The following is a 21,882-nucleotide window of genomic DNA, read 5'->3' as shown; positions in this document are numbered from 1 at the left end:
AGCGCCTATCCTTCCTGCACGCCATACCCGGCTCCGCCACAGCTTTCAACGACCAGTTGATCCCCGCGGCGAAGAACCGGGGCTGAACGGCTGCCCAGTTCCTCCACCGTTCCATCGGCCCGCACGACGCGGGCGGCGGCAGGCTGCGGCGCACCGCCACCCAGAAGTCCATCGGGAACATGTCTGAACCGGTCGCCGCGCAGCGAAACATTGATGCCGTCCTGCAGGGCGAGATATCGGCGCTGGATGCCATCACCGCCGCGATAGCGCCCCGCCCCGCCGGAGCCACGGCGAATAGAGGCGCTTACCAGACGCACGGGGATCTGCGATTCCAGCGCTTCGCCCGGCATGTTCATCGCGTTGCCGACATCGGTGGATATGCCCGAAACGCCATCGCTCTGCGGGCCGCCGCCGGCACCGCCGGCGATGATCTCCGTGGCGATGAAGCGTTTTCCATCTGCGCCCGCGCCCGAAAAGGCCAGCACAAAGGACATGCCCGAATTGGCTGCCGGCATGGTCTCCGGCAAAGCCCGGGCGAGCCCTTGCAGAAGCGTCGATGTGGTGCTGCGCACAATGCCCATGCGCGCATTGACGGCTGCCGGCGGCGAGGCATTGATCGCGCAGTTTTCCGGCAGGACCAGTTCCATGGTCCGCACCACGCCGCCATTGCGGAACACCGTATCGCCCATCGCGCTGAGCAGGCTGTAGAATGCAGCCGCGAACGGGCCTGAGCGCACGCAATTGATGGGTGCGGCCACCTGCCCGCTCGTGCCGGTGAAATCTGCGCGGAAAAGGCCGTCGCCGCAGTCGAGGCTGAGCGCAATCCGCACTTCCGGCAGGCCCGGCGCAGGATCGAGCTGACCGCTCGCCACATGTGGCCCCGGAGCCATGGCGGAAATCGTGTCGCGGGCGAGCGCCGCACCCCGCTCCAGACAGGTCACGATGCCTGTGGCGAAGGCATCCATTCCTATCTCTTCAGCCAGACTGCCGAGAAGCGAACCGGCTTTCACCGCCGCGCCGATCTGCGAGGAGAGATCGCCAAGCACCGTGTCGGCCGCGCGTGAATTGGCGCTGATGAGATTGACCACGAGAGGGTCGATCCGGTCGCCTGCGCCCATCCGAAGCGGCGGCAGGCGCATACCCTCCTGGAAAATGTCCACCGCATCCGGCGGCACGGAGCCTGCCCGCATGCCGCCAATATCCTGATGATGAAGAATGCTCGCCGCGAGCGCGATCACCTTTCCTTCTGCGAAGACCGGCCGCATCACCGTCAGGTCGGGCAGATGCGTCCCGCCGAGGAAAGGGTCGTTCATGAGATAGAGATCGCCCTCGCGCATCGTCTCGACCGGGAAATGCTCAAGCATTGAACGCACGGAGCCATCAAGCGCCCCGAGAAGAAGCGGAATGGCGTCGGAAAGCGCCAGAAGCTCTCCGGTGGGGGTCAAAAGTGCTGCGGCTGCATCGTTTCCTTCACGCACCACGGGCGAGACCGCCGTGCGGAAGAGCATTTCCTGCATGGTCTGGGCGATGGCATTCAGGCGCATCTGCAATGTCTCGGGACGCAGCGCCACGGCGGCTGAATTGCGCCTGACAAAGGACACCAGCCCGCCTTCGATGACGCGCTCCCAGCCAGGGGCAGGCTGAAGGCCCATGGCCTCGCCCCCGGCGAGCTTCTTTTCCAGCGCCTTCTGTTCTTCAAGGAGGAAACGCCCGATCCTGAACACGAACCCCGCCTCGCGCGACGGATTGCCAAATCGCTCGGTGTGATAGGCAGTGAAGGCTTCGCGAATGGTCTCCACCGTCGGCTGCCCCTCATCAAGGGTGAGCGTGACGGGGTGCATGAAGGCGTTCGGCGCTATCGTGATCTGAACAACACCCTTGCTGGCGGCTGGCGCCTCTGCACGGAGTGTGTCGAGCGCCTGTCGGAGGCGCTCGTCGGTCAGTCCATTGAGGGGCGCGTTCAGCGTTTCCGACGCTTCGCTTACATGCCGGGCCAGGAGAAGACCGGCAGCGCCCGACACTGCGGCGAGTTCATCAACAATGATGCGGTTGACGCCAAGCCGCTCGCCCAGCGCATGCGCCATGACACCGCCAAGGCCGCCGCCGACAATCAGCGGCACGGCTGCCGGGTCGACATTTCGGTCGACCGCGTAACGAACAAGGGCGGCCACGACGCTGTCGAGCGCCGCGTCCCGGATCATCGCGGCGAGTTCGTCACGCCCGACGGCCGCCTCTTCGGCAAGGCGGGCAATGCGGTTGCCCGCATCCGGCGCGAGTGCGGCGGGCAATTGCCCCAGCGAAACGAGCGCGTCGGTAAGCGTGGGCGCATCGGTATTGGCATCGCCTGAAAAGCGGATGCCGGCAGCGCCCGCCCACTGTGCCCGCGCGCCGCCGCCCAGAGCGACGCTTTGAATGTCGGCCATGGGATTGCGCACGGGCACGCCGGCGACGACGCTGTAATGCGTCAGGGCCGGTGCGCCATTTTCCAGCAGCACAATGTCCGTGCTGGTGGAACCCATGTCGAGCGCAAGCGCCTGCCGGGAACCTGCCATTTCTGCGAGTGATGCGGAGAAAAGCGCAGAGGCCGCAGGACCGCCCATCAACCGCCGGCCAGCCGCAGTGCGAGCCAGCTTTGGCGTTACGAGATGACCACGCGAATCCGCAAAGGAGAGGCGGCCCGAGAAGCCGAGCCCTTCAAGTTCGTCTGCGATGCGGTCCACATTTACCTGCTGCGCCGGGCAAAGGGCGGCTTCCAGACAGGCCGAGACCGTGCGTTCATATTCGCGGGCATTGCCGTCGACCGTGTGCGACAGGATGACGGGAACGCCGGGCGCGACTTCTGAAAGAATATCGGCGCAGAGGCGCTCATGCGCCGGATTGACGAAGGAGAACAGAAAGCAGACCGCAATGGCCTCCACGCCCTGATCGCGAAGTGCTGCTCCCGCCGCACGGATCTGATCGACCGACAGGGGGACGATTTCCGCGCCGTTCCTGTCGAGCCGGCCTTCCACCTCGTGGATGCCGTCCGGCATTACCAGAAATGTGGGGGATGGCGAGCGCGCGACCGGGTCGTAAAGCTCGGAACGGTTCTGCCGGGCAAGCGCCAGCGTGTCCGCAAAGCCGCTGGTGGTGATCAGACCAACCCGGGCGACCTGCTTTCCAAGAAGCATGTTCACCGCGCCTGTTGAGCCCAGGCGGATCTCTTCAAGCGCTGTGGGTTCAAACGCCCATTGCTGTGAAAAATGCCGGATCGCAGCCGCGATCTCTTCGGCCACCGCTCCCGCGCCCCGCGTCATCTTTCCGGTGCGCAGGACGCCGTTCGCCGACAGCGCGAGGTCGACGGTCGAGGCTCCGATATCGATGCCCAGAGCGCTCAAGAGACGGCCTCTTGCAGTCGGGTTTCGAGCGCCGTTTCAAGCGGCAGGAATTCCACGTCCGTGCCGCCGCGCGTGCGCCACATGGTGGAAGCGAAATGCCCCGGCCCATCAAGGGCGATGATGCCGTGATGCCAGACGCCGGGATTGTAGATAACCACATCCTTCGGCCCGCCGATGAAGCCATGGGCGGCGCTTTCATGGGGATGGCCTTCCCACACGATCACGAGGTAGCGGGTGACGGACATGGGCACGAACATCTGCGAACTGTGCTCATGGCGCTCGGCCTGGTTGATGCGCACGACATCGCCCTCAGGCTGCACATCATAGAAATCCAGAGCGAGATCGACCGCCTCGGCATCATGCTGGAAGACAGAAGGAGACTTCGTCAAAAGCACCGTATCGGCCCGGATCGACTTTGTTATCCCCTGCCCCGCGCAGGCAACATGGCCATAGGGTGCAAAACTGGCGCTGTTCAGCTGTCGAACTGCAATCATTCCCGCTCTCATATTTTATTCGATAATCGAACTTTTGATCAATTATTATAACGACAGCTGACCGCTTCTCTGTCAATTCCAAATGCCGAACCTTTCAATTTCGCGCTTTCAGCGGCTCGGGATCGCACAAACCTGCTTGACGTCCGACTGCTTTCTTGCAACGCTAAGCGAACTAATGTTCGATAATCGGTGAATTGATGGCCTTTCGTCTCTGGAGCGAGCTTTCTGCTGACGACCTGAAAACACTGGTCGATGATGCGACTGTCGCATTGTTGCCTGTGGGCGCCATTGAGCAGCATGGTCCCCACCTGCCGCTCAGCACCGACACCACGCTTGCAGAGGGGATTGCACTGGAAGCGGCGAAGCGCGTGGAGGACGCGCAGGTGCTGGTTCTGCCGCCGGTCGCCGTCGCCAAATCCGATGAACACACGGGCTTTCCCGGCGTTCTGACCCTCGACGCAGCAACGCTTCAGGCCGTGCTCATGCAGATCGGCAGAAGCGTCGCGCGTTCGGGCATTCGCCGGCTTGTCTTCCTCAATGCGCATGGGGGCAATGTGCCGGTGCTGCAGATCGCAGCGCGCGCCCTGCGCCTTGAAGAAGAGATGTTCTGCGTCGCCGCCGGCTGGATGAGCATGGGCTATCCGCCCGGCCTGATCCCTGAGGAGGAGTTGCGCGACGGCATTCACGGCGGACTGGTGGAGACTGCCGCCATGCTGCATCTGCGCCCCGATCTGGTTTCCATGGAAAAGGCGAAGAACTTCGTACCGGCCTCCCGTACGGTCGCCCAGTCGAATGATGTTCTGCGCCTGCTCGGCCCCGTTTCCACGGGCTGGACCATGAAGGATCTCAACGCCGATGGAGCCGCTGGCAATGCCGCGCTGGCGACGCCGGAAACGGGCAAGGCGCTCGTCGAGCATGCAGCCACACGTTATGCCCGGCTTCTCGAAGAGGTGGCGCGCTATGCGATCCCCTTCGGAGCGCCGCGCGTATGAACATCCGCGCCTGCGAGACACAAAAGAGCCGCTGGTTCACCAATGCCCGCGTCCCGGTTGCTCTGGCAGAGGGGTTTCCGCTCCGTGCGCTGGATCATGACAGCGGCCTTGCCACCATGGATTTCGGCATCACGGCGGATGGCGCGCTGACGCCGGAGAACAATGGCGGCGCTGAACTGGATCTCGCAGGGCGGATGGTTCTGCCCACATTCATCGATTCCCACGTCCATCTCGACAAGGCCTATATCGTCAGGCGGACGGGCATTCCCCATGGCGGACTTCTGGACGCCGTGAAGCTTTCCGGCGCGGATGCCGCCAACTGGTCGCAGACCGACCTGAAAAGCCGCATTAGTCAGGCGCTTGAACGCGCTTATCTGCATGGCACGTCCGCGATCCGCACCCATCTCGACACGCCGGTCATGCCGGATGAGAGCGAAGCCTGGCGCGTTTTTGACGAAATGCGCAGCGACTGGCGGGGCCGCATTGCGCTTCAGGCCGTCGCGCTGATGGCGCTGGAGCGCGTCGAACAGGCGGAATTCATCGAACGCTGCCGCCAGATCAGCCGTCTCGGCGGCGTTCTGGGCGCGTTCATAGCGCCGAAAACGGCAACGCCGGAACGCCTTGATGCGCTGTTTTCCTGCGCCGGCGAAACCGGGCTCGCGGTCGATTTCCATGTCGATGAAACGCTTGCGCCCGACGCCATGGCGCTCGAACTGATCTGCGACAGCATTCTGCGCGCCGGCTTCAAGAGCCCGGTCATGGCCGGACATTGCTGCTCGCTCAGCTCCATGCCGATGGCAGACCGCGACCGCATCATCGATAAAGTGGCGCGGGCCGGCGTGCATATCGTCTCGCTCCCGCACTCCAACCTGTTCCTGCAGGACCGCTCCAATGGCGCAACGCCGTCGCGGCGCGGCATGACCACCGTGCGCGAACTGGCTGCGGGCAGCGCATCCGTGCACTTCGCCTCCGACAATGTGCAGGATCCCTTCTATCCCTACGGCGACTTCGACATGGTCGACGTTTTCCGCTCTGCGGTGCGGACAGCGCATCTCGAAACCGACATCGGCAGCTGGGCGGCCCGCCAGTTCCGCGAGGCCGCGAAGGCCTGCGGCTTCGGCCAGCACGGCCTTGTTGCGGCAGGCGCACCTGCCGACCTGATCATTCTCGATGCCAGCGACTGGCTCGACCTGATGAGCCGTTCTTCGGCCGGCCGCGTCGTTCTGCGCGGTGGCGTGCCGCTTCAACCGCTTCCCTTCAATCTGCGCGATCTTTTCGCGATGGAGTACTCATGACTGCAGATATTTCAGCGTGCCGCGAGGCGCTGGCCCATCTCGACATCGACGACAATCCCCAGACGGTGCGCCAGAAGAGCCGTGACTTTTACTGGTACAGCCCGATCCTGAAGGAACAGCTCGACGACGTGACGGCCGATCTGGTCATTGCGCCGCGCAGCGTGGAAGAAGTGGTCGAAATTCTCGCCGCCTGCTGGAAGCATGACGTTCCCGTCACCACGCGCGGGGCCGGAACCGGCAATTACGGTCAGGCCATGCCGCTTTCCGGCGGCGTCGTTCTGCACATGAAGCACATGAACGAGATCCTCGAGATCGGCGACGATTATTTCGTGGCGCAGGGCGGCACGGTGATCGAGCATATCGAGCGCTCGCTGCGCGCGGTCGGCAAGGAAATCCGCCTGTTCCCCTCGACCATGGGCTCGGCAACCATCGCCGGCTTCATCGCCGGCGGGTCCAGCGGTGTGGGTGCGATCCGCTGGGGCGGTCTGCGCAATCCGGCCAATATCCGCCGTCTGCGCCTCGTCACCATGGAAGAGACGCCGCAAATCATTGATCTGGTCGGCGCAAGCGACATCAGCAAGGCCGCTCATGCCTATGGCGTCAATGGCGTCATCGTCGAGGTGGAAATGCCTGCCGATCCGGCGACCGACTGGGTCGACGTGATCATCGGCGTCGACACATTCGAAAACTCCTGCAGGCTGGCGCTCGAGATCGGCGACGACGACACGGTCTGCAAGCGCATGCTTTCGAATTTCGAGGCGCCCATTCCGTTCAACTATTTCCGCAGGCACCGCCCCTATCTGGAGGAAAGCGAGGCCGTTGTGGCCGTGACCGTCTCCACGGAAACGCTGGACCGGCTCGTTGAGGTTGTCGAAGGCTTCGACGGTGCGACGCTCAGGCTGCGCTATGACCAGCTGGAAGAGGGCGTGAAGCTGCCGGCGGCTTTCGAGCTTGCGTGGAACCACACGACGCTGCGCGCGCTGCGCGTTGATCCGACCATCACCTATCTGCAAATGATGATCCCGCGCCCGGTGATGTTCGAAAAACTCGCCGAGGTGAAAGAGCGGTTCGGAGACGAATTGCTGCTGCATTTCGAATTCACCCGGTTCGATGGCGTTGTCTCGCCCGTGGGCATTCCGATCGTGCGGCACACCAGCAATGAGCGGCTTGAGGAAATCATCCAGATACTCGAGCTGGAACTCGGCCTGCCGGTCTTCAATCCGCACCGGATCACGCTGGAAGAAGGCGGCATGAAGAAGACCAACCCCCATCAGCTGGCCTTCAAGAAACAGGCCGACCCGAAGGGGCTTCTCAATCCCGGCAAGATGATCGCCTGGAAGGATCCCGACTGGTCCCCCTCTCCCGGCAAGACCTACCTCTTCGCCGAATGATTTCCATCACAGACTGGATTTGACCGGGGGGAGATGAACACATGACCGTCAGCAAGGGACATGTCACCATCATAGGCGCAGGCATTGTCGGCGTGAGCTGCGCCGCGTTCCTGCAGCGCGAGGGTTTTGGCGTGACGGTGGTGGACCGGTTGGAGCCGGGGCTCGGCACGTCGTTCGGCAATGCCGGTTCGGTCTCGCCCAGCGCCATCCTGCCGGTGGCGATGCCCGGCGTCATGAAGAAGATCCCCGGCTGGCTGATGGACCCGCTTGGTCCGCTCACGGTTCGCTGGTCCTATCTGCCGTGGATCGCGCCATGGCTTGCCCGCTTCATCAGCCACGCCACGCGTGAGGAATGCGTTCGTGTGGCCACGGCGATGCGCTCGCTCATGGAAACGGTGTTCGACGATTATGGCGACATCCTCACCGGCGACGGGTTCAACCAGCTGATCCGCCGGAATGGCTGCCTCTACATCTATGAGAGCCGCCAGGAGCTTCAGGCGGCGAAATGGTCGCTCGACCTGCGCCGCAATCTCGGCGCCGAAATGATCGAAGTGGGCGGCGACGAGATCCGGCAGTTCGAGCCGGCCCTCAACAAACGCTTCGACATCGGCATTTTTGCGCCGGAGAACGGCTCGACCGTCGACCCCTATCTTCTGGTCAACAGCATTGCCGACCAGGTGAAGAAGAATGGCGGCAAATTCGTCACCGCCGAGGTCAAGGACGTCACACTGGGGCCGGATGGGCCGGTTGCGCTGGAAACCACTGAGGGTCAGCTCCCCGTCGACCGGCTGGTGCTGGCGGCCGGCGCATGGTCGTCGCCACTGGCGCGCAAACTGGGCGCGAAAGTGCCGCTGGAAACCCAGAGGGGCTACCACGTCACATTCCCCAATCCGCAGATCGGTGTGAACCGCACCGTGATGTGGAACACCCGCAGCGTCTTCATCAATCCGATGGACTGCGGCCTGCGGATTGCGGGCACCGTGGAACTGGCCGGACTGAAGGCCGCGCCCAACTATGCGCGCGCGGACAAACTGACAGAAATCGCACGGGAGATGTTCCCCGAACTCGATACGACCGAACAATCCAAATGGATGGGCCACAGGCCTTGTCTTCCAGACAGTTTGCCGGTTATCGATCGTTCGCCACGCTTCTCCAACACCGTCTTTGCATTCGGTCATCAGCACGTCGGCATCTGCTCGGGAGGACCGACAGGCAGGCACGTCGCAGCGCTGATGGCGGGAAAAACACCCAAGATCGACCTATCGCCGTTTTCGGTGAGCCGCTTCTAGCGGGCGCACCGCATTTCAACTGGGAGGACTCATAATGACATTGCAGGCTGTTCCTCAGCCCCCGGACAGGACTGGAGGCAGGACCGGAGACGCAAGTTCTCCCGCCGGTCTTCCGATTGCCGGGAACGATGTCGCGCTTTCTTTCGAGAACATCTCGATGCAGTTCCCCGATGGAACGCAGGCGCTTGAAGATGTTTCGCTGACCATCCGCAAGGGCGAGTTCGTCTCGATCGTCGGCCCTTCGGGCTGCGGAAAGTCCACCCTTCTGAAGATCGCTTCCGGCCTGTTCCCCCAGACCTCGGGCATCGTCAAGGTGGATCGCAGCCAGCTTGGCTACACGTTTCAGGACGCGACCCTTCTGCCGTGGCGCAAGGTGCTCGGCAATGTGGAGCTTCTGATGGAGCTGCGCGGCTTTTCGCCTGAAGAGCGCCGCAGGATCGCCATGGAGCAGATCAGCCTGGTCGGGCTCGACGGCTTTGCCGAGCATTATCCCAAGCGCCTCTCCGGCGGCATGCGCATGCGCGCATCGCTGGCCCGCTCGCTGGCGCTTAACCCCAGCGTGTTCATGTTCGACGAGCCCTTCGGGGCGCTCGACGAGATCACCCGCGAGCGTCTCAATGACGAGCTGGTGTCGCTGTTCATGCGCAATGGCTTCAGCGGCCTGTTCATCACGCACTCGATTTCAGAGGCAGTCTATCTGTCCAGCAAGGTGGTCGTCATGTCGCGCCGCCCGGGACAGATCCTCGAAGTGTTCGACATTCCCTTCGCCTATCCGCGCGATCCGGAGCTTCGCTACACGCCCGAGTTCGCAACCCTTTGCAGCGAAGTCTCCGTATCCCTGCGAAATGCTATCGAGAATTGAGACGATCGATGACACAGACACAGCCTTCATCCAATCTCACTGCACATTCGCCGGTTCCGTTCACGGCAGAGCGCGGGACGCTTGGAAACCTCCTCATGCTGCTCGTGCCGCCGCTCGTCCTGTTCGGCATGTTCATTCTCTTATACGCGATGGTGCGCGCAAACCTTGAGCCGCACCGCCAGTTCCTCATGCCCTCGGGCTATGAACTCTGGGATAAAGCGTTCGGCCTTTCGGACGTGCGCTGGGAACTCCTGACGCGCTCGCTCACCACGCTTGGCATCGCGCTCGCCGGCCTCTGCATCTCGATCCCGGTCGGCATCCTGCTCGGCGTGATCATGTTTCGCGCCACGATTCTCGAACGCGCCATGTTCCCGAACATCGTCGCGTTCCAGTCGATCCCGACGCTCGCCATCATTCCGCTGATCCAGACGGCGCTTGGCTTCGGCACGCTGCCGAAGGTTCTGATCGTGGCCAAGTTCACCATGTTCGCCATCCCGATCACCCTTCTCCTCGGCCTCAAGAGCGTTGACCGCGGCATCATCAACCTGTTCCGCCTGCAGGGCGCGAGCTGGCGCACGACGCTGGTCAAGGCATGCTTTCCGTCTGCAGCGCCAGCGCTCTTCGCCGGTCTGCGGATCGCGGCAAGCCTCGCCGTCATCAGCGCCATCGTCTCGGAGCTGTTCTTCCTGGCCGGCCGTGGCGGCCTTGGCCAGATGATCATCAACTCCAAGATCGACTTCAAATATGAGCAGATGTATGCGGCGCTGATGACTGCGACCTTCCTGTCGGTCTGCGTCTACATCGCCTTCACCTGGCTCGGGCACTGGTTGTTCTCGGACTGGCATGAATCCGGCGGCAAGGAGACCTGACGCCAATTCTACGGGCGGGCGAAGAGCAGCCTCTCTTCGCCCGCCCGCATTTCCGCCTGGCATTGGTTTCCCGCCGCGAGCCGATGCCTTCTCGACCCACAACAACAATGAGGGAACTGAAAATGAGAAGCTTGAAGACTGCTTTGCTGGCAACCGCGATGGCCGCGCTTCCCGCCATTGCGCAGCCGGCCCTGGCTCAGGAGCCGGGCGATTTCGCCAAGAAGGCCTACACCACGCCGCTGGCCGATGTGTGTCCCAATCCCTTCATCGTGCAGAAGGACTGGCTTGCCCAGGCCGAACACGGTGCGCTCTACCAGATGATCGGTGGCGGCGGTAAAATGGAAAGCGGCCGCTATACCGGCCCGCTGGGCAGCACCGGCATCGACCTCGTCATTCTCGAGGGCGGCGGCGGCATGGGCCTTGGTGACGGCGAGACCGCCTATTCGGCCCTCTACATGGGCAACTCCAAGGCCGGCCTGCGTCCGCATCTGGGTTACCAGGAGCTGGACAATGCCTTCATCTTCTCCGAGCGCTTCCCGGTGGTTGGTGTCGTCGCGCCGCTCAACATCGCCCCGCAGGGCCTGTTCTGGGATCGCGAGACCTATCCGGACGGCTTCCACAGCATCGATGACATCATTGCCTTCGGCGAGTCCGGAAAGGGCATGATCTACGTCTCGACCATTCAGCGCACCTTCGGCCTCTACCTCTTGCAGTCCGGCGTCTCCCAGGACGTCTTTGTCGAGGGCTACCGTGGCGACGGCGAGAACTTCGTCACCAATAATGGCACCTGGCTGAACCAGGGCTTTGTCACCAGCGAACCCTATGCATTCTCCACCGGCAACAACTGGGGCAAGCCCATCGACGCAGTCACCGTCGGCGAACTGGGCTATCCCAATTACAGCGGCATGCTGTCGGTTGCGGAAAACCGGATGGATGAACTCGCACCCTGCCTTGAAAAGCTCGTGCCGATCATCCAGCAGGCCGTCGTCGACTATATGGACGACCCGGCCGAGGTTCTGGAAACCATCCACGACTTCACCCAGGGCGGCTACGCCACATCCTGGTGGAAGCTGTCCATGGACAAGCTCGAATATGGCTGGAAGACGCTCAAGGAGCGCGGCATCATGGGCAATGGCTCGAATGACACGATCGCCGACTTCGACACGGAGCGCGTGGCTGTCATGTTCGATATCGTTCAGCCCTGGCTGGATGAGCGCGCCAAGGAAGGCCTCGATCCGCAGAGCGTCGTGACGAACCGGTTCATTGATCCCAGCATCGGCCTGAAATAACCCGTCGCTCGCTCCCGTCGAGACCAGAAATGCCGCCCCGGAAACGGGGCGGCTGATTTCATTCGCGGTTTGCCATGCATCATGGCGGCCGCCCATCTGTCAGAAGGAGAGACGCTTGGCCATTCCCGTGAACCCCGGTGATCTTCCGCCACCCTTTTCCAATTACAGCCATGCCATGCAGGTGCCGGAAGGCGCGCGTCTTCTCGTGTGCTCCGGCCAGCTTGGCATGCGCCCGGACGGCACGATCCCGGACGATACGGCCGAACAGGCCCGCATATGCTTCGACAATATCCGCAAGCTTCTTAAGGACGCGGATATGGATTTCGAGGATGTGGTGCGCATCAACGCCTTTGTCACGGGCCGCGAGCACATGGCGCCCTATATGGATGTGCGCAATGCCCTGTTCCCTGCGCCCTACCCCGCATCCACACTGATGATCGTGAGCGGGTTCACAAAGCCCGAATTCACCGTCGAGGTGGAAGTGCTGGCCGCGAAGCGCGACTGATCGTTTCCAAATGATCGTTCATTGAAAAAGGCCCGCCTCATTGTTGAGGCGGGCCTTTTCGTGTGTCGAGTTCAATCCGGCGTGGCGTAAAGCGCCTTACTCGGCTGCCGAAACATGCGGCACCTTCTCCGCCAGTTCTTCTGGAACGGGAGCAGCCCAGGGTGCTGCGCGGCGGCGCTTCACATCGACCTCCATCCAGTAGGTCTCCCAGCCGCGTGTCGGGCCGATGCCGTCCATCGTGGCCGGACCCTGAATGCTGCGGGCATGCTTTTCGTCCAGCGTCAGGAGCGGCTTGCCGCCATTGACCGCCTTTTCGATTTCCTGCTTGAGCAGGCGGCGATACTGAACGATTGCCTTGTCGGATTGCCCCAGATGCTCGCGGGTGCGGTCCTGAATGCGGCCCATCGATTCAACGGCCCACTGATCGTGAACATTGATGTCGAGGCCCATGCCCGTATAGGTCTCGGTCGCCTGCTCATGCGGATCGAAACCGTAGTCGTTGGCCTTGTTGCGGCGCGATACATAGTCGGGCAGCTCGTAGAGCTCGAGGCGCTGCTCGCGCATCTTCTTCTTGTCGACCGGCGCACCATAGCTGGTGAAGATCGCGTACCAGTAGCAGGTCTCGTCATCGACAGGCACATGCCACTGGGTGATGGTCATGTCGCCGCTCATCGGAATGACGAAGCCGTGCGGGAAGAGCTGGTTGGTCACGCGCACATGCGTGCGTTCCTCGTCGATCTCGCGCAGCGCGATCAGGCGCAGGCCATATTCGGTGCGCTCCACATTGATGATCGGGCGGTCATATTCGCGCAGGATCTTCGTCATCGGCAGATCGCTGTCGGCGGACGCGGCACGGAACTGCTTGCCGTAAGCTTCCGACGTGTCCTCATCCTCGAAGAAGCGATGCAGGAAGGAGGCGTGCGCGGGATCGATGCCGACTTCGAGCGCCTGCAGCCAGTTGCACTCGATCAGGCCCTTGAAGGCGAATGTGTGGGTGCCGGGCGCCACGAAACAGTCGAGCTCGGGGAATGCCGGAGGCTCGTCACCGCCGAGATAGGCCCACAGGATGCCGCTCTTCTCAACAACCGGGTAAGCGCGCTGCTTGATGTTCTTGCACAGGTTCGAAGCGGCGGGCTCGGCCGGCGTTTCCAGGCAATTGCCTTCAACGTCGAACAGCCAGCCATGAAATGCGCAGCGAAGACCGCCATTTTCCAGACGGCCGAACGCCAGATCCGCGCCGCGGTGCGGACAGTCGCGATCCACCAGTCCGTAGCGCCCCTGCTCGTCGCGGAACATCACGAAGTTTTCGCCAAGCAGCTTGACGGGGACGATGGGGCGGTCGCCCTCCAGTTCATCCACCAGGGCTGCCGGCTGCCAGTATTTGCGCATCAGCTTTCCAGCGGGTGCGTCAGGACCGATCCTGGTGATAAGATCGTTCTGCTCTTGGCTCATCATGGCTGTGTCTCTTCCCTTCTCTTCCGCGCGTTGGCTGAAATCCCACTGCTCGAGCGCATGCTCGCCTCCACCCAGTCAGACCGGATCAATGCTAGCGGCCTCCAGATCGATCGCCAAATTGGTCGATAATCGATCCATTGTGCGATTATATTCTATTAGAACACGCAATCAAGAGCTTTAGCGGAATTCCGGAAATGGGTCGATTGCGCTCCCGCCCAATGATTTCACCATTTTGCTTCCCGCATTTGTTGACAGGCTTCCATGATCCATGTGATCAATTGGTCGATAAATGATATTGTGTTCGTTATTCGACCAATCGGAGGTCAACCGTGAGCGAAGCCATCACCATCAAGTTCGAAACCAGCGGCGGCGAGCAGATTGAAGTTCAGGCGCGCCCGGGCGTAAGCGTCATGGAAGCCGCGGTAATGAACAATGTGGGCGGCATCGAAGCGGAGTGCGGCGGTGCCTGCATCTGCGCCACCTGCCATGTGTATTGCGACAATCTCGAGGACGGCACGGTCGGCGAAATGTCTTCGGAAGAAGACGACATGCTCGACATGGCCTCCGCCGAGCGGCGACCGACCAGCCGGCTTTCCTGCCAGCTTCGTGTCAGTGAAAAGCTCAAGGATGCCGTCTTCATCATCCCGGAGAACCAGTTTTGAGCGCGGTCGTCATCGTCGGCGCATCCCACGCCGGCGTACAGGCCGCCGCATCGCTCAGGCAAAAGGGCTGGCAGGAGGGCATCGTCCTGCTTTCCGCGGAAGGCGATTATCCCTATCACCGCCCGCCCCTCTCGAAGGCCTATATTGCGGGCGAAAAGGACGAGGAGCAGCTTCTCCTGCGCGCCCCCGACTTCTATCGCGATCAGGGAATCGACCTGCGCCTGAACGAGCCGGCGCTGAGCATCGATCCTCATGCGCGACAGGTGGTCACCGCATCGGGCAGGCTCGACTACGGCAAGCTCGTTCTCGCCACCGGCTCAAAGGCGCGCACCCTGCCCCTGCCCGGCGCCGAGGCGCGCGGCATTCACACGCTCCGCTCCATCGCCGATGCACGCCACCTGCGTAGCTCCATGCAGGATGCAGAGAACATCGTCATCATCGGCGGCGGGTTCATCGGACTGGAATTTGCATCCACTGCGGTCAAGCAGGGCAAATCCGTCGTCGTTCTGGAGGCGCAGGAACGCCTTTTGACACGCGCGTTGCCAGAACGGCTGAGCGCCTTTATCGGCGGCTATCACACGGCGAAGGGCGCAATGTTCCGCTACGGCGCGCTGCCGGAGCGCTACACCACCACCGATGACGGCAGGGTGAGCGGCGTTCAGCTTGGCGACGGAACCACCCTTCCCGCCGATCTCGTGCTTGTGGGCGTGGGCGGCATCGCGGACATGGCGCTGATCGAGCCGCTCGAACTCAAAACCATTGCAGGCGGCATAGAGGTGGACGCGCACGGCCTGACCAGCGCCCCCGATATCTATGCGCTGGGCGACGTTGCAGCCTTCCACAACGCCTATGCGAACGGGGCCATGCGGCTTGAATCCGTGCAAAACGCTGTCGATCAGGCAAAGTCTGCCGCCGAGCACATTGCCGGTGGCAATGCGCCGCTTGGCGCTGTTCCATGGTTCTGGACCGATCAGTATGACCTGAAAGTGCAGATGGCCGGCCTGCCGAGACCTGGCACGACGGAGCTTCTTCGCGGAGATCCTGAAAGCGGCGCGTTCAGCATATTGCAGATGGAGGGAGACCGTCTGGTGGCGGCCTATTCGGTGAACCGCGCCGCCGATCACATGGCCTCGCGCAAACTGATCGCCGCAGGCCAGAGCATTGATCAGCGTATGGCTGCAGACATCGACACACCGCTGATGAAGGCGGTTGCCGTAGCCGCCGTATCCTAGCCTGAAAGAGCGGTGGGCGAGAGAACCGCCCGCACGCCACACAACAAGACCAACAATTCGGCAGCAGCCATACCAGAGGGAAGAGACAGGCATGTCGGGCAATTTGGACAAACTCAAGAGCGGCCTCGTCGCAGCGAAAAACCTCTTGAGCGACGAGCAGTTTGAACGCGCAGACGAAGTGCTGGCGCTCATCCGCGAGCGCGGGCTGGAGACCGTGCGTCTGGCGTTTGCCGACCAGCATGGCGTGCTGCGCGGCAAGACCATTGTTGCCGACAAGGTCGATTCCCTGTTCCGCAACGGCATGGCGATGACGTCGACGCTTCTCCTGAAGGACACATCGCATCGCACCGTGTTCTCCGTCTGGGAGGAGAGCCAGAACAATGGCGCGGGAGAACTCACCGGCGCCGGCGATGTCATGATCGTTCCCGACCCTGAAACCTTCCGCCAGCTTCCCTGGTCGCCCCATAGCGGCTGGCTTTTATGCGATGTCTATTACAAGGACGGGCGGCCCTTCCCCCATTCGCCGCGTGGCATCCTGCGCGATGCCGTCAGTCGTCTTGGCCAGCGCGGTCTCGACCTCGTTTGCGGACTGGAAGTCGAGTTCTACGTGTTCCGTGTGGATGACCCGCGTCTGGAACACACAGATGGCGGCATGCCTGCCCTGCCCCCGGAAACGAGTCTTATCTCCCATGGCTACCAGTATCTGACCGAGTCCCGCTACGACGCGCTGGAGCCCGTGGCCGACGAACTGCGCCGTGCGTGCCAGAAACTCGGCATGCCGGTCCGGTCGGTCGAGGCGGAGTTCGGTCCAAGCCAGTTCGAGTTCACCTTCGAGCCGGACACGCCGATGAACCATGCCGACACGATGATGCTGTTCCGCTCCACCGTGAAACAGGTTTGCGCGCGCATGGGGCTGCACGCCACGTTCATGTGCCGCCCGAAGGTGGACAATGGAATGGCAAGCGGCTGGCATCTGCACCAGTCTCTGGTCGAGCGCGCAAGCGGGCGCAACATGTTCATGCCGGGTGAAGGCGAAGACCTGTCGCCCACCGCAAGCGCCTGGATCGCGGGCCTTCTGGAACACGCTGCCGAAAGTTGCCTTCTGACCACGCCGACGGTCAACGGCTACAAGCGTTATCAGCCCTTCCAGCTCGCGCCGGATCGCGTGCAGTGGGGCCGCGACAACAAGGGAGCGATGATCCGCGCCCTCTTCGCGCAGGGCGACAGGGCAAGCCGCATCGAAAACCGCGTCGCGGAGCCGGCGGCCAACCCCTACTACTATTTTGCTTCACAGATCCTGTCGGGGCTCGACGGGTTGGAGCGGGGTCTTGAAGCCCCCGCTCCCGTGGAGCGTCCATATGACAACAATTCACAGTTCCTGCCCAAGAGCCTGATCGCGGCAATCGAGCGGTTCGAACAGTCCGATTTCTACAAAAGCGCCATCGGCGAGGATTTCGTCGCCTATCTGGCCCACATCAAGCGCGCGGAATGGAACCGCTATCTGATGACGGTTTCAGAGTGGGAGCAGAAGGAATACTTCTCTCTCTTCTAAAGGGCCGGTTCATTCTGGCGCGATATCCGACTGCCGTGGCGTCCGCGCCACGGTTCTGACGATCACTGACCGGAAAAAATGATGATCGCCTGCGCCCGGCTGGCGACATCCAGCTTCCGCAGAATTTCGGACATGTGATAATCGATTGTCCGTTTCGACGACCCCATGATGGTCGCGATGTCGCGGTTCGATTTTCCCTGACTTGCCCACTTGAGGATCTCTATCTGCTTGCCAGAGAGTTCCTTCAGCGACTGCGCCATGGCCGGCAGCCCGATGCTTGGAACGCCGAGCACAGCCGCCCGGGTGAGCGCTGTCTGCGCAAGAATGGCCACCGCATGGGGAACATCAGGGTCCACGATCACATCTGAAAATGACAGCGCAGTGATGGCGCTCACGGTATCTGTCGCGCCCCCCACTGATGCGGTCACGCCGCTGCGTATGCCAGAGAAGTCGATATATTCCGCATATGCCCGCGTATCCGCGTCCCGCGTCCAGTCGTCTGGTGTCCAGAGCTTTCGCAGACCGGGCTGCCCGGACAGTTCAAGCAGAGGATCTCGGGCACTCCAGTGCTCATTGTGATAGGCATCCAGATCCTCCGAAGTCCAGCTCGTCAGCGTCGGCGATGTCATGAACTCCCGTACATCGGCCTTGTTGCATGACAGGTTGAAGCTCTGAAAGCCAAGAGCCGCCATACCCTCACCAAGCGCGGAGACGAGTTGAGACTTGTTTTGAGCGCCGCAAATCGATGCAACAGCGCAATCGACGGTGTGAAAGATCGACATGGGTCCAGATAAAATCCGAAACTTGCAGCGGGTAGTGCGACAAAAAAACTTAGGCGACTGACAAACTTACCAGTTCACCCTATATACTTAGGCGACTTATTCGTACATCGGAATCATTTAAAGGGTTCGTTTCTGATGAAAACGCACAAACTCGCTGTCCGGCGTCGCCTGCACGTTTCCGAAGGCTTTCAGCTGCCTGCGCGGCTAATGGCTACCGGGTCTTGCTGCAGGAGAAGCCAGAAAGCGGGCCCGCAGCATCAGGATCGCCCCTCCTAAAACTGGCTTCCCCAGAGTAGCCGGCTGTCTCCAATGAGACGTGAGACCGGTTTTAAAAGCTGCCGATGCGCCCGACGGACTGTCTTACGACACGATGCCGGCGCCCCTCCCACGATTCTGATCAGATACTTCAGGGCATTGTTTCAATGAGAATTTTATCGGTTTTCGGCACGAGACCGGAAGCGATCAAGATGGCTCCGGTCATCAAGGCGCTGGCTGCCGAAAGCGGGCTTCAGCCAATTACCTGCGTGACCGGACAGCATCGCCAGATGCTCGACCAGGTTCTCGATCTTTTCGGCATCAAGCCGGACCACGATCTTTCGGTCATGACACCCAACCAGACGCTTAACGGTCTCTCAGGCAGGGTAATCGAGGGTCTGGACGCCATTCTCGCCGATGAGAAGCCCGATTATGTGCTGACCCATGGCGACACCATGACCGCAATGGCCGCCAGTCTGGCCGCGTTCCATCGGAACATTCCGGTCGGACATGTGGAAGCTGGCTTGCGCACCTACGATCTGTCAAAGCCGTGGCCGGAGGAGTTTAATCGGCGCACGATCGATGTCCTCGCAACAAAATTATTCGCGCCGACCGAGACAAGCGCCGCCAATCTGCGCTCCGAGCGGTTGAACGGTGAAATCCTTGTCACGGGCAACACGGTCATCGACGCCCTGATGGAAACCGTCGAGCGGATCAGGACCACGCCGGAGCTGAAGGCCCAGCTGGATGCCCGGTTCTCCTTTCTGGATCCCTCGCGCAAACTCCTCCTCGTCACGGGGCATCGCCGCGAGAGCTTCGGCGATGGTTTCCTGAACATATGCAAGGCGCTGGCCAGCCTGTCGCGGCGCGACGACCTGCAGATCGTTTATCCGGTGCATCTGAACCCCAATGTCAGCGCCCCGGTCCACGAGCTTCTCGGCAAGAACTCGAACATTTCGCTCATCGACCCGCAGGAATATCTGTCCTTCGTCTATCTCCTGAACAGGGCGGACATTGTCCTGACCGATTCCGGCGGTGTGCAGGAAGAAGCCCCGTCGCTCGGGAAGCCGGTTCTGGTCATGCGCGATGTGACTGAACGCCCTGAAGCCGTTGCGGCAGGCGGCGTTCGGTTGGTCGGAGCCCGAACAACGCGGATTGTCAGCGAGGTCGAGCAGCTTCTCGATGACGCGGCCCATTACGCAAGCTTCGCGCGCATCCTCAATCCCTATGGGGACGGGCATGCCTCAACCCGCATCGCCGCCGCTCTGGCGGGCAGATCGAGCGCGGCATTCGCCGCCTGATCGCAATCCCCATCCAATTTCAGAAAACGGGTTAATCATGACCGTCTCATCTCGCCGTAGCGCCATATTGTCTTCCGTTTTGAGCGGGGCGTGCGGGCTGATCATCATGCATGGCGGCAATGCCGCGCAGGCTGCGGAAATCGCCGATGCGATCACCGCGCTTTCGCAGCAAACGGAGATCCGCGAGCGGGTCAGCCTGAAGGCGCTTGGCCTCACCGAACCGGTCGTGCTCGGTTCCAGCGATGCGCGTCGCGACATCTATCTGCCGGTGCCCGCGAATATCGAGCTGTCCGGGCCGCGCCTGGTCGTGGACGCCGCTATCTGCGCGCCGATGGCGGACAGACGACCTACACGCTTGCAGTCGATGGCACGGTCGTGGCCGCCCAGTCGCCAACCGCGCCTCAGGGAGACGTCGAGATCAGCGTCGATGTTGAGGGGGCACCGCGCCCGTCCGGGTTTGTGCGGATGGGGCTCGCATGGTCTTCGGCCACGGGGCGGTTTCTCTGCGACGATGCCCGCCCCATCGGAAACATGCTGCAGATCTCGCCGGATTCCCATCTGGAATACAGCTATGATGCAGGCGACGTGAAAACCATTGCGGATGCCTGGTCCGCCCTGCCCCAGCGTGTGGTGCTTCTGGTTTCCAGCGACGAGCTGGCAAGCGAGAGCTTCGATGCCGCCTGGCGTCTGGGCGTCACGCTCGAGCGCGCCGGCAAGACGGTGGATGTTGCAGCGCTTCCGACAATCGGCAGCGAATTCGATGTCAGCGGGCTCGAAATCCCCCCGGCTCTCAAGCGCGTTCCCGCATTTGCAGCGCTTGCCGGTGGCGGTGTCATCACCCTGTCGAGCGACGCTGAAATCGGGGCCCTTATCCTGCTAGATGCACCGCAGCTGCACGCGCATATCGCGGTTGCCGACCAGATGCTGGCAGGCGGGCTGACGACCGCCCTCAAAGCGGTCGCCGAAGAACTCGAACGGGCAGACGCCGCAGCCGTCGATGCAATCGACACCCTCGTGGTGCGCAAGAACGCGCTTGCAATGGCGAGCGAGCCAAAAAGCATCGAGATTGCCACGCTCACCGGTCGGCCCGTGATCGCAGTCGCGCCAGATGCCGCACGCGCCGCCTCCGGTCTGCTCGACGGTTTCTGGCGTCGCACCGCCAGCACGGATCATCTTGTTCTCGACACGGCCGCAAGGCCCGACACCGACACAGACAGCATCGCTCTGGCCTCGCTCAATCAGGCGGCCGGAAATCTGGATGTCGTTGCACGCGGCGACTGGACGACGTCATTCAACCTTGGCACCAGCCTGCCCGAGGGCAAAGTTCCCGCCAGCATGGATGTCTATGTCGCGGCCGCTCCCGGCGCGACAGCGACGGCGCCCGTCGCCTCGATCTTCATCAACGACTATCTTCTTGGCGCAAAGCGCCTCACCGCCGACGGGAAGGCGGAGAAAATCTCCGTCGATATTCCGTCTTATGCCCTCCTTCCCCGCAACACGATGCAGGTGCGCATTCAACGCCAGCCGGCAAGTGACGAATGCCGCGAAACGCCCCAGCCTTTCCCGGCTGCGGTGCTGCCGGAAAGCCGGATTTTCCTGAAATCCGTGCCAAAGCTCGGCAATTTCGCAGAAATGACGGCGCGGCTCGCCGGCGATGCAAGCCTGTTCGTTCCGACGAACTGGCGTCTCGATGCGACCCGGTCTCTGCCGACGATCATTCAGCTCGCTGACACGGTCGGGGTCTCGCCATCCCGCGCGACGCTGAGCTTTGAAGAAGGCGACGCGGAGATCGAGCCGAAAACGCCGTATCTCGCCTTTGACACGCCCGTCAAAGGCGCCCGCGATACCGTGAAGGTCTCCGGTGACCGGGTCTCGATTACCGATGCCAAAGGCAAGACGTTCTATGACGTTTCGGGTCTCGAGCGGATTGCCGTCATACAGGCCGTATCCGGCTCAAAAGAGCCGGGCGTCAGCTATCAGAGTGTCGGAACGCCGCCTGTCTTCGATACGCCTTTCCAGCTTGCCGGCGGCGATATTGCCGTACTGGGAGACGATGGGGTTCTTGCAGCGGTCAACAGCCGCGGCGCGCCGCTTTATCTCAACGAAGACGGAAGCCAGCGCGGCGATGCGCCCTTCACATGGGAGCGACTGCTTGATCCGGCATTCTGGATGCACAATCTCTCGCTGGTCGTGGCCGGCGTCCTCGGCTTTGCGTTCTTCCTGCTGATCTTCTTTGCGCGCCGCGCCAAGAAGCGTCAAAGCTCTGATCAGGGATAAGCG

At 62.0% G+C, this 21,882-nt stretch carries 18 protein-coding genes; 14 read left to right on the top strand and 4 right to left on the bottom strand.

The features are described 5' to 3' along the window. Positions 1-5: 5 nt before the first annotated feature. Positions 6-3,377: a hydantoinase B/oxoprolinase family protein gene (locus NDI72_RS13480; protein WP_283800693.1), complete on the bottom strand. Its 3,372-nt coding sequence runs from the start codon at positions 3,375-3,377 to the stop codon at positions 6-8. Next, positions 3,374-3,871: an ureidoglycolate lyase gene (locus NDI72_RS13475; RefSeq protein ID WP_206548575.1), complete on the bottom strand. Its 498-nt coding sequence runs from the start codon at positions 3,869-3,871 to the stop codon at positions 3,374-3,376. The genes NDI72_RS13480 and NDI72_RS13475 overlap by 4 nt, the downstream gene beginning before the upstream one ends. A 197-nt stretch (positions 3,872-4,068) precedes the next feature. Between NDI72_RS13475 and NDI72_RS13470 the strand changes: the two genes are divergently transcribed. The 8 genes from NDI72_RS13470 to NDI72_RS13435 all read left to right on the top strand — a co-directional run bounded on the left by NDI72_RS13470 (position 4,069) and on the right by NDI72_RS13435 (position 12,363). Beyond that, the gene (locus tag NDI72_RS13470; RefSeq protein WP_283800692.1) at positions 4,069-4,863 is read left to right on the top strand and encodes a creatininase family protein; all 795 of its coding nucleotides are present in this window, start codon (positions 4,069-4,071) and stop codon (positions 4,861-4,863) included. Further along, on the top strand, positions 4,860-6,158 hold the full coding sequence (locus NDI72_RS13465; protein WP_283800691.1) for a cytosine deaminase: 1,299 nt from the start codon (positions 4,860-4,862) through the stop codon (positions 6,156-6,158). Before NDI72_RS13470 ends, NDI72_RS13465 begins: the two co-directional genes overlap by 4 nt. After that, complete coding sequence (locus NDI72_RS13460) at positions 6,155-7,549, top strand: FAD-binding oxidoreductase (RefSeq protein WP_283800690.1); 1,395 nt, start codon at positions 6,155-6,157, stop codon at positions 7,547-7,549. Before NDI72_RS13465 ends, NDI72_RS13460 begins: the two co-directional genes overlap by 4 nt. A 41-nt stretch (positions 7,550-7,590) precedes the next feature. Beyond that, complete coding sequence (locus NDI72_RS13455; protein WP_283800689.1) at positions 7,591-8,838, top strand: NAD(P)/FAD-dependent oxidoreductase; 1,248 nt, start codon at positions 7,591-7,593, stop codon at positions 8,836-8,838. A 34-nt stretch (positions 8,839-8,872) separates the two neighbouring features. After that, a complete protein-coding gene (locus NDI72_RS13450) occupies positions 8,873-9,700 on the top strand; it encodes an ABC transporter ATP-binding protein (protein WP_206544901.1) in 828 nt (275 codons plus the stop codon). 8 nt (positions 9,701-9,708) lie between these two features. Then, positions 9,709-10,569 (top strand): ABC transporter permease, encoded by an 861-nt coding sequence (locus tag NDI72_RS13445; protein WP_206544902.1) that lies wholly within the window; start codon positions 9,709-9,711, stop codon positions 10,567-10,569. Between the two features lie 122 nt (positions 10,570-10,691). Beyond that, positions 10,692-11,858, top strand: a complete 1,167-nt coding sequence (locus NDI72_RS13440; RefSeq protein WP_206994561.1) for a hypothetical protein — start codon at positions 10,692-10,694, stop codon at positions 11,856-11,858. 115 nt (positions 11,859-11,973) lie between these two features. Further along, on the top strand, positions 11,974-12,363 hold the full coding sequence (locus NDI72_RS13435) for a RidA family protein (protein WP_283800687.1): 390 nt from the start codon (positions 11,974-11,976) through the stop codon (positions 12,361-12,363). A 96-nt stretch (positions 12,364-12,459) separates the two neighbouring features. Here the strand turns inward: NDI72_RS13435 and NDI72_RS13430 are convergent, their stop codons facing one another. Further along, positions 12,460-13,818: an aromatic ring-hydroxylating dioxygenase subunit alpha gene (locus NDI72_RS13430; RefSeq protein ID WP_206544905.1), complete on the bottom strand. Its 1,359-nt coding sequence runs from the start codon at positions 13,816-13,818 to the stop codon at positions 12,460-12,462. A 341-nt stretch (positions 13,819-14,159) separates the two neighbouring features. On the opposite strand from NDI72_RS13430, the gene NDI72_RS13425 reads away from it, so the two are divergent. The 3 genes from NDI72_RS13425 (at position 14,160) to NDI72_RS13415 (ending at position 17,264) form a co-directional block, all read left to right on the top strand. Further along, entirely contained in the window at positions 14,160-14,480 is a 321-nt protein-coding gene (locus NDI72_RS13425; protein ID WP_224873290.1) for a 2Fe-2S iron-sulfur cluster-binding family protein, read from the top strand. Beyond that, positions 14,477-15,712 (top strand): NAD(P)/FAD-dependent oxidoreductase, encoded by a 1,236-nt coding sequence (locus tag NDI72_RS13420; RefSeq protein ID WP_206548570.1) that lies wholly within the window; start codon positions 14,477-14,479, stop codon positions 15,710-15,712. Before NDI72_RS13425 ends, NDI72_RS13420 begins: the two co-directional genes overlap by 4 nt. A 91-nt stretch (positions 15,713-15,803) precedes the next feature. Next, complete coding sequence (locus tag NDI72_RS13415) at positions 15,804-17,264, top strand: glutamine synthetase family protein (protein WP_113156836.1); 1,461 nt, start codon at positions 15,804-15,806, stop codon at positions 17,262-17,264. 62 nt (positions 17,265-17,326) lie between these two features. On the opposite strand, the gene NDI72_RS13410 is transcribed toward NDI72_RS13415, so the two are convergent. Continuing rightward, on the bottom strand, positions 17,327-18,046 hold the full coding sequence (locus NDI72_RS13410) for a helix-turn-helix transcriptional regulator (RefSeq protein ID WP_283800685.1): 720 nt from the start codon (positions 18,044-18,046) through the stop codon (positions 17,327-17,329). Between the two features lie 422 nt (positions 18,047-18,468). Here NDI72_RS13410 and wecB point away from each other — a divergent pair, with 422 nt between their 5' ends. The 3 genes from wecB to NDI72_RS13395 are packed head-to-tail and all read left to right on the top strand — an operon-like array spanning position 18,469 to position 21,879. After that, on the top strand, positions 18,469-19,602 hold the full coding sequence (gene wecB, locus NDI72_RS13405) for a non-hydrolyzing UDP-N-acetylglucosamine 2-epimerase (RefSeq protein ID WP_283800684.1): 1,134 nt from the start codon (positions 18,469-18,471) through the stop codon (positions 19,600-19,602). A 37-nt stretch (positions 19,603-19,639) separates the two neighbouring features. Continuing rightward, complete coding sequence (locus NDI72_RS13400; RefSeq protein WP_283800683.1) at positions 19,640-20,191, top strand: hypothetical protein; 552 nt, start codon at positions 19,640-19,642, stop codon at positions 20,189-20,191. After that, on the top strand, positions 20,134-21,879 hold the full coding sequence (locus tag NDI72_RS13395; protein WP_283800682.1) for a cellulose biosynthesis cyclic di-GMP-binding regulatory protein BcsB: 1,746 nt from the start codon (positions 20,134-20,136) through the stop codon (positions 21,877-21,879). Before NDI72_RS13400 ends, NDI72_RS13395 begins: the two co-directional genes overlap by 58 nt. The last annotated feature ends 3 nt before the right edge of the window (positions 21,880-21,882 follow it).

The sequence above is a fragment of the Nitratireductor sp. GZWM139 genome, from assembly GCF_030068685.1.
GTDB classification, from domain to species: Bacteria; Pseudomonadota; Alphaproteobacteria; order Rhizobiales; family Rhizobiaceae; genus Nitratireductor; species Nitratireductor aquimarinus.
This window is presented reverse-complemented; position numbering and strand designations above follow the sequence as displayed.